Origin of the sequence: Moritella sp. (assembly GCF_033791185.1) — a bacterium.
In the GTDB taxonomy this organism is placed as follows: domain Bacteria; phylum Pseudomonadota; class Gammaproteobacteria; order Enterobacterales; family Moritellaceae; genus Moritella.
Genome location: NZ_JASJHF010000211.1, coordinates 1 through 7,457, shown reverse-complemented (window position 1 = coordinate 7,457; position 7,457 = coordinate 1). Strand labels below are relative to the sequence as shown.

The 7,457-nt window shown below is 43.0% G+C and carries 8 protein-coding genes; 1 reads left to right on the top strand and 7 read right to left on the bottom strand.

The window, feature by feature from the left end; all coding sequences use genetic code 11:
* On the top strand, positions 1-717 hold a 717-nt coding region (locus QNK26_RS12570), incomplete at its 5' end, for a LysR substrate-binding domain-containing protein (protein WP_319223408.1).
* A 78-nt stretch (positions 718-795) separates the two neighbouring features.
* Here the strand turns inward: QNK26_RS12570 and QNK26_RS12565 are convergent.
* The 7 genes from QNK26_RS12565 to QNK26_RS12535 all read right to left on the bottom strand — a co-directional run.
* Complete coding sequence (locus QNK26_RS12565; RefSeq protein ID WP_319223407.1) at positions 796-1,470, bottom strand: YceH family protein; 675 nt, start codon at positions 1,468-1,470, stop codon at positions 796-798.
* Positions 1,470-2,078: a cob(I)yrinic acid a,c-diamide adenosyltransferase gene (gene cobO, locus QNK26_RS12560; protein ID WP_319223404.1), complete on the bottom strand. Its 609-nt coding sequence runs from the start codon at positions 2,076-2,078 to the stop codon at positions 1,470-1,472. The genes QNK26_RS12565 and cobO overlap by 1 nt, the downstream gene beginning before the upstream one ends.
* Positions 2,079-2,150: 72 nt before the next feature.
* On the bottom strand, positions 2,151-2,396 hold the full coding sequence (locus tag QNK26_RS12555) for a YdcH family protein (protein ID WP_319223401.1): 246 nt from the start codon (positions 2,394-2,396) through the stop codon (positions 2,151-2,153).
* 90 nt (positions 2,397-2,486) lie between these two features.
* Positions 2,487-3,236 carry a hypothetical protein gene (locus tag QNK26_RS12550; RefSeq protein ID WP_319223399.1) on the bottom strand — a complete coding sequence of 250 codons (750 nt, stop codon included), beginning with the start codon at positions 3,234-3,236 and terminating at the stop codon, positions 2,487-2,489.
* 275 nt (positions 3,237-3,511) lie between these two features.
* Positions 3,512-4,681 (bottom strand): acetyl-CoA C-acyltransferase FadA, encoded by a 1,170-nt coding sequence (gene fadA / locus QNK26_RS12545; protein WP_319223397.1) that lies wholly within the window; start codon positions 4,679-4,681, stop codon positions 3,512-3,514.
* A gap of 15 nt (positions 4,682-4,696) precedes the next feature.
* Positions 4,697-6,790 carry a 3-hydroxyacyl-CoA dehydrogenase NAD-binding domain-containing protein gene (locus QNK26_RS12540; RefSeq protein WP_319223396.1) on the bottom strand — a complete coding sequence of 698 codons (2,094 nt, stop codon included), beginning with the start codon at positions 6,788-6,790 and terminating at the stop codon, positions 4,697-4,699.
* An 84-nt stretch (positions 6,791-6,874) separates the two neighbouring features.
* Positions 6,875-7,457, bottom strand: a 583-nt coding sequence (locus tag QNK26_RS12535) for an acetyl-CoA hydrolase/transferase C-terminal domain-containing protein (RefSeq protein WP_319223394.1), incomplete at its 5' end; no start/stop codon positions are given.

Sequence of the window (7,457 nt, the reverse complement as noted above, 5' to 3'; positions counted from 1 at the left end):
CGTAAAGTATCTGTAACCGAAGTGGGTGGTATTTACTATCAGCATTGTCGTCAGGTAATGGATGGTTTAGCCGATGCGGAACGTGCCATCAGTAATTTACAAAGCACGCCAAAAGGTAAGTTAAAAATAACTGCGCCAATTACGTATGGCGAACGCAGTGTGGCCCCGCTAGTGAATGACTTTGTGACTCAGTACCCTGAATTAGAAGTGCAATTAGTGTTATCGAATCAACAAATAGATTTAGTCGATGAAGGTTTTGATTTAGCGATCCGCTTGGGTCAATTAGGTGATTCCTCCATGATTGGTAAACGTTTAGCGGTCCGTAAGCAATATGTTTGCGCTGCACCTGAATACTTAAGTGCCTTTGGCGCGCCGCACACTTTGTCAGAATTAGACCGTCATAATTGCTTATCAGGCACATTAGATTATTGGCGTTTTCAGGAAAAAGGCAAAGCCCGTAATATTCGCGTAAAAGGTAACTTTAGCTGTAACAGTGGTCCGGTATTAGTGGATGCGGCGTTGAAAGGTGTCGGTATTGTGCAACTGCCCGATTATTATGTGCAGGAATATATTAACCAAGGTCAACTGATTGAACTGCTGCCAAACTACCGCGAACCGGATGATGCTGTGTGGGCGTTATATCCGCAAAATCGTCATCTGTCGCCGAAAGTACGTATGTTGGTAGACTATTTAGCGAAAGAATTAGCGATCAATTAATTATCACTGCACCGCTATTTACATAGTTTATGGTAGATAAGAGAAGTAGGGAGTCACACGTTTGACTCCCTAACAGTACTAGTCAATTAATGCTAACACGGTTTCTTGTAACTCTGTTAACTGTGCTTTGAGTGTCGCGACTTGTTGTTCGAGCTCATCAACGCGATTTGCTAATGCATTATTTTCATCGGCACTGTTATTTCTAGTCAGTGCAGAGCTATCTGTGACGCTAGGTGTCGAAGCTACTGGTCCACTGAATAAGTGGGCATAGCGGCAAGCGCTTTGTCCTGGTTCGCGGTTGAGTTTTACCACAAATGGATGTAACTCATGATTAATCAGTTGCTCTAAGGCCACTTCAACTTCTTGCACATCATTAAACGCATGCTGGCGCGCAGAACGGGTTCTTAGTTCACCGGGGGTTTGTGGTCCACGTAAAAATAACAGGGTCAGAATGGCTAATTGTTGTGGGTTAAAGCGAATTTTACTAAATTCAGTATTACCAAAACGATGACGAATTTTAGCACTGCGTTTACCGCCGTTTTCATCATTTATTACTAAGTGTTTTTTGACTAAGTCATCGACAATGTTTTGGACTTCATCTTGGCTTAGTGAGAGTACCGGTTCACGACTGCTTTTTTGATTACACGCGGACGTTAACGAGTTTAACGACAGTGGGTAATTGTCTGGCGTGGTATGTTCTTTTTCAATTAATGCGCCTAATACGCGAGTTTCATGTAGCGATAATTCATCCATTACCAGTCAATCCCTATTTGAGCTTTAATGCCTGAGCGAAATGCGTGTTTTTCTTCTCTTACTTCACTTACCGTGTCTGCCATTGCCACGAGATCTTTGTGGGCGCTGCGACCGGTGACTATTACTGTTTGATCCGTTGGACGGTTGCGGATCGCGCTTAATACTTCTTCTAGATCTAAATACTGGTAACTGAGCATGTATGTCAGTTCGTCTAATAACACCATTTTCAGATCTGGATTGGCTAACATCGCTTTGGCATGATCCCAGGCTTGTTCTGCTGCCGCAATGTCGGCTGCTTTATCTTGAGTATCCCAAGTGAAGCCAGTTTTCATGGCGTGATAAGGCATGTCTGGACGCACTTGCTGGATAAATTTAACTTCACCCGCGGCCCATGTACCTTTGATAAATTGCACAACTCCAGCATTAAAGCCATGACCAATACAACGAATCACATTACCAAAACCTGCGCAGGTTTTACCTTTACCGTTACCAGTCATCACGATCAAAATACCACGTTCTTCAGTGGCTTTATGGACGCGTTTAGCGACGGTATCTTGAATTTTCTGCATCTTTTGTTGATGCTTATCTGGGTTATTTTCTTCGGTCATGCCATATTCCTTTAATGCCTTGTACTAATAACTTCAGTGTAAGGCTTTTATGGCTAAATGGAAGTGGGAAAATTAAAAATCACCATTAATTAGTTTTTGATAAATCTGATCTTTTAAGGCTACGCGACGGCTTTTTAGGGCAACAAAATTACTGTCTGTGGTGGGAATGTCGCTGGCTTCAAGACCATAAATATGATGATCGAGTTTGTGATATTCTTTGGCGAGTGCGGCAAAGTCGGGATCATCACTTTTTAGCTTGGCAATATCAATAGCGTGTTCTGGGAATTCGAGGGTGAGAGGATGTTTTTCATTTTGCATGATAACGACCTAGGTAATGAACGGGTTCTTTGAGTTTAGTCGACCCCGTTCATTGCGGTATTTAATGTATATTATTTCTAATCGATGCGATTAGAAATAAGTTCGGATAAATAACCAGGCTGTTTTGTCTGTCGAGTCTGATAGGGTTTGGTTATCCAAACTCATGTCACTGCTGGTATGCTCTAACACTAACTGTGTCCACCAAGCTTTATCTTTTGTTAATGGCATACCCAAAGCAATGGAGTATTTTAGTGATTCCAGATCGATGCCATCACCGGATACATTGGTATACTCAGGCCATAACAACATATAGGCTCCGCTATTCCCTAATTTTGCCGAGACATGAACTGCGCCCATTCCGCCGTAAACAGCATAATTTTTACCGGTAGCGTCTAATTCTATGTTACCTGCAACGGCGGCAATTTGTGGAAATGTAACTACACCTGAAATAGGCGTTGGTAGCATTACGATGCCGCCAACAGCGCCGGTCGTCATATTAACGCCATTGCTATCTTGATTAATGACATCTATTGAGAAACCAGCTTTAGGCATCCAGTTTATATTGGAGTCGTAGGCTTGAAACCACTGTGCACGGGCTCCGGCATATTTACCGTCAGGGTCGATAGTTGTTTCTAAACGTCCTTGGTAAGCGGCGCCACTATCATAGGCTCCAGAGGCGGTGAGTTGTCCTTTTGCTGCGCCAGCAGTACCAAATACGATCGCAGCTGATGTGGTGACTCGGGTTAAATTCGATGGGTCAACATCTTTGACTTCTTCGGATGCGATGACTGAGGTTGATAGCAATGAGCCTAAAATAGTTGCAAGTAGTATTTTTTTCATTTTAAATTTGCCTTTGCCTTTGTTGTAGAGATTGATAGAGGGACTCACTAATCGTTGACGCGTATTACAAGCGTTTCTATTGTGATTAGTTGTTAACTAGGTGCATTTTATCTAAACGAAAATTTAAAAAATTGGTCCGGATCTGCTTTTGATTTTTTGGCTAAGCGAGGCAAGTTAATGGCGAAATATGTATGGTGATTGTGTTTTTTAGTGTAAAAAATGGGCTACTTCATGTAGCCCATTTTTATTTTCTAGTGATGAACTTTACACCCCTTTTAATGCGGGTATTTTTTTACGATAGTCGCGATACCTTGACCGAAGCCGATACACATAGTGGCTAAGCCATAATTACCACCGTGTTGTTCTAATACATTGATAACACTACCGACAATACGAGAGCCTGAGCACCCTAATGGATGACCCAACGCAATCGCGCCACCGTGCATATTGATATCATCCATACGCTCAGTGAGGTCAAGTTCTTTAATGCAACTAATGGCTTGTGCGGCAAAGGCTTCATTCAATTCGAATTTATCAATTTGACTGAGATCTAAACCTGCGCGTTGCAGTACTTTCTTTGTTGCAGGTACCGGTCCAATGCCCATAATAGCGGCGGGGACTCCGGCTGTTGCCATTGCGACAATCTCTGCACGAATCGGAAGACCAAGTGCTTTGGCTTTTTCTTCACTCATAACCAACAAGGCCGACGCGCCGTCTGACAGTGCCGAAGATGTTGCCGGTGTCACGGTTCCTGCTGGTGACGGGTCAAAGCAAGGACGCAGTTTGGAAAATGCCTCAATACTAGCATCCTCACGGATCACTTCATCGGTAGTGACCATGATTGGTGCACCTGTTTCATCGTGACCGGGAGTGGCGATTATTTGGGTTGCAAACAGACCATTTTGTTGTGCTTGAAGACTGAGTTGATGAGAACGCACTCCTAGCGCATCTTGATCGTGGCGAGAAATATTATGTAATTTTGCCAGTGCCTCGGCTGTCACGCCCATTGCCGCAGAAGCTTGAGCCATTACGTAGTCAGAGGCTCCGCCAAAATCAATCCCGTGAGTCATTGGAACGTGTCCCATGTGTTCAACGCCACCTACAATGAATACATCACCGTCACCTGACTTGATCTGACGTGCTGCAATATGCAGTGCATCCATTGATGACCCGCAGAGTCGGTTAATCGTCGTGCCTGTTACTTCAACAGGAAGACCAGCTTGCAAAGCCACAATCTTGGCGAGATTACCACCTTGTTCTTTGGTTTGTTGTACACAACCCCAAATCAGATCTTCAACTGACGACGGGTTTAATTGTGGATTACGTAGCATTAGAGCATGAACCAGATGGGCACTCATTTTATCTGCACGAAGGTGACGGAATACACCATTTTTTGAACGGCCCATTGGGGTGCGTACAAAATCTACGATAACTACTTTTTTCATTATTAATATCTCCAATTAAGCGTCTGTGTCAGGGATCGTGTAAGTAACCGTATCGGCGAGTGTCGCGGCAAGATCAATTGCCGTTTGGTGTAGTTGGTTAGTATCGATGTTATCCATGGCGTAGCATAATCCACCTCGGAATGCCGGGAAGCCAGTTCCGTAGATCATCGCGATATCAGCTTCCTGTTTCGAGCTGATAATACCTTCGTCTAGAGCGCGTTGAGCCTCAAACATCATCGGTAATATTAATGCATTGATGATACTGTCTTCAGTCAGTTCTAATGTGGCGGTAATGTCAAAGAGTGAAAAGACATCTTGATTCCATGTTTTTACAGTGCGACCACGGCGATCTTTAGACCATAGGTAAAAACCAGCACCATTTTTCTGACCTAAACAGTCATTATCTAATAATGTTTTTATAATATTGTTTTCTGGCAATGGCATGTGCGCATAGTTTTGCGACATGATTTCAAGAACATGGCTAGAAGTATCAATACCGACGACATCGATAAGTTCCGCTGGTCCCATTGGCATGCCATATTTCTTCATTGCTTTTTCGATGCTTAATGGATTTACACCCGCGGCAATAAGATTTGAATAAGCACGCATATAAGGCGTAAGTATGCGATTCACGAAGAAACCAGCACAGTCGTTAACAACGATAGCTGTTTTGCCTATTTGATTCACATAAGCCACTGCTTTTGAAACGGTATCATCGTTAGTTTTTTTACCTCGGATGACTTCAACCAAAGGCATTTTATTGACCGGATTGAAGAAATGAATACCGATAAATTTTTCAGGTCTAGTTAGATGAGAGGCTAACTGAGTAATGCTGATTGTTGATGTATTTGATGCCATGACTGCGTCGGCAGCAATGGATTTTTCACATTCTTTCAATACATTTGCTTTGACTACTGGATTTTCAACCACGGCTTCAATGACCATATCCGCATTCGCTAATGTTGCACTGCTCAGTGTCGGTATAATATTGTTGAGTGAAGTTGCGGCTTGTTTAAAGGTGATTTTACCGCGTTTAACGGGTTTTTCTAATAAGCTCACCGCGGTACTTAAACCCAGATCTAATCCAGACTGATTAATATCTTTCATTGGTGTGCGAATGCCTTTAGCTGCATTGGTATAGGCGATACCGCCGCCCATGATACCAGCCCCGATAACGGCACATTCCTGTATTTTAGTTCCGGCGATTTTTTTGGCTTTACTCTTTACGGCAAGGTCGGCTAAGTATACGTGGCACATAGCGGCTGAATGACCAGTATTAATTAACTTTTCAATGACACCTGTAATCTCGTTGCTGAGAGCTTGGTCGCGGGATTGTGTTGCTGACTGCTCAATAATATTAACTATGGTCATAGGGGCTGGATAATTTGGACCTGCAGCCTTGAAAATCATCCCTTTTGCCATACTCAGTGACATCTGCAGTTCATAATTACTTAAGGGCAGCGCAGACTTTTTACGCGTTCTTTCGGCTAAATAATTAACTTCTTCTTTGTTACAGCTGTTAATTAAATTGAGCGCAGCCGTCATGGCATGATCTTGTTCAACAATACCGCTAATGAAACCATCTTTTAGCGCTTGTTTAGCCTTAAAGTTTCGACCTGAGGTTAACCAAGATAATGCGGTATCCAAGCCGACTAAACGAGGCATGCGGGTTGTACCACCCATTGCTGGAAGAATGCCTATTTTAACTTCAGGAAAACCAACCGAGATATTGGGTGTGCCAATACGATAATCAGTGGTTAGGGCTAATTCTGCTCCTCCCCCATAGCAGTGACCGGTAACAATACACACGGTTGGAAAAGGCAGGTCTTCAAGCTTGTTATAAGCGGCGTGAGTATAAGCTAAGAATTCGTCTGCACCACCGCTAAAGAGCGGCATGAACTCATTGATGTTAGCACCGAAGGCAAAGTTGTCAGTACTTGTGGTTAGCACTAAACCGTTAATATTCTCTACTGCTAATAATTGATCCAGTACCTGATGTAATTCGCTGACAGCAGCTTGTGATACTAAACGTGCTGGGGAGAAAAAATCTAATATAGCAATATTTTGTGTATTACAAGTAAGCTTAAAGTGAGTTCCATTGAACAGCATGATAAGTTCCTATTGATAAATTTAAATTTAAGGGGCGTTCACCCCTTGGTCGCTATTACTTAATGTTTATTGTTGTGTTCGCTATCAGGCTACGTGTAATTGTGGTTCTGATTGATGCTTATGAATCAATCCTTTGCTGATTGCTTCTTCTCTTAAACCATCACGAAGCTCAGGGTGAGCGATGCTGATTAATAACTCTGCTCGTTTTTCATAAGATTGATTACGGAGACGAACTACACCATATTCCGTGGCAATGTAATCGATATCTGAGCGCAGGTAAGTTGTTGGTGTTCCTTCAGGGAAACCAACCATAATATTAGAGATAAGGTTGTTGTTTTTGTCTCTATTGGCTGATTTTACGGCGATAATGGCTTTACCATTTTTGGAGATACGCGCTGCACGCGCGAAATCAACGGCGCCACCTGTGCCTGATACTTGACGATAGCCCATTCCTTCAGCTGTGACTTGACCTGTTAAGTCAACGGCAATACATGTATTTACAGATGTAAAGTTGTCATGTTGAGCAACAAGGTAAGGGTTGTTCACCTCATCACACGGATTAATTATTAAGTTGTCAGCCGTTTTAAGGTAGTCAACCAGGTTCTGGTCGCCCATCGCGAAAGTACAGGTCACGTTTGCTGCAGGGTCTACTGCGCCAGCCTGAATC

Excerpts from the sequence above, each read along its gene's own strand:
- QNK26_RS12550 (WP_319223399.1), bottom strand. The coding sequence starts at position 3,236 with ATGAAAAAAATACTACTTGCAACTATTTTAGGCTCATTGCTATCAACC.
- cobO (WP_319223404.1), bottom strand. The coding sequence starts at position 2,078 with ATGACCGAAGAAAATAACCCAGATAAGCATCAACAAAAGATGCAGAAA.
- QNK26_RS12555 (WP_319223401.1), bottom strand. The coding sequence starts at position 2,396 with ATGCAAAATGAAAAACATCCTCTCACCCTCGAATTCCCAGAACACGCT.
- QNK26_RS12540 (WP_319223396.1), bottom strand. The coding sequence starts at position 6,790 with ATGCTGTTCAATGGAACTCACTTTAAGCTTACTTGTAATACACAAAAT.
- QNK26_RS12565 (WP_319223407.1), bottom strand. The coding sequence starts at position 1,470 with ATGGATGAATTATCGCTACATGAAACTCGCGTATTAGGCGCATTAATT.
- fadA (WP_319223397.1), bottom strand. The coding sequence starts at position 4,681 with ATGAAAAAAGTAGTTATCGTAGATTTTGTACGCACCCCAATGGGCCGT.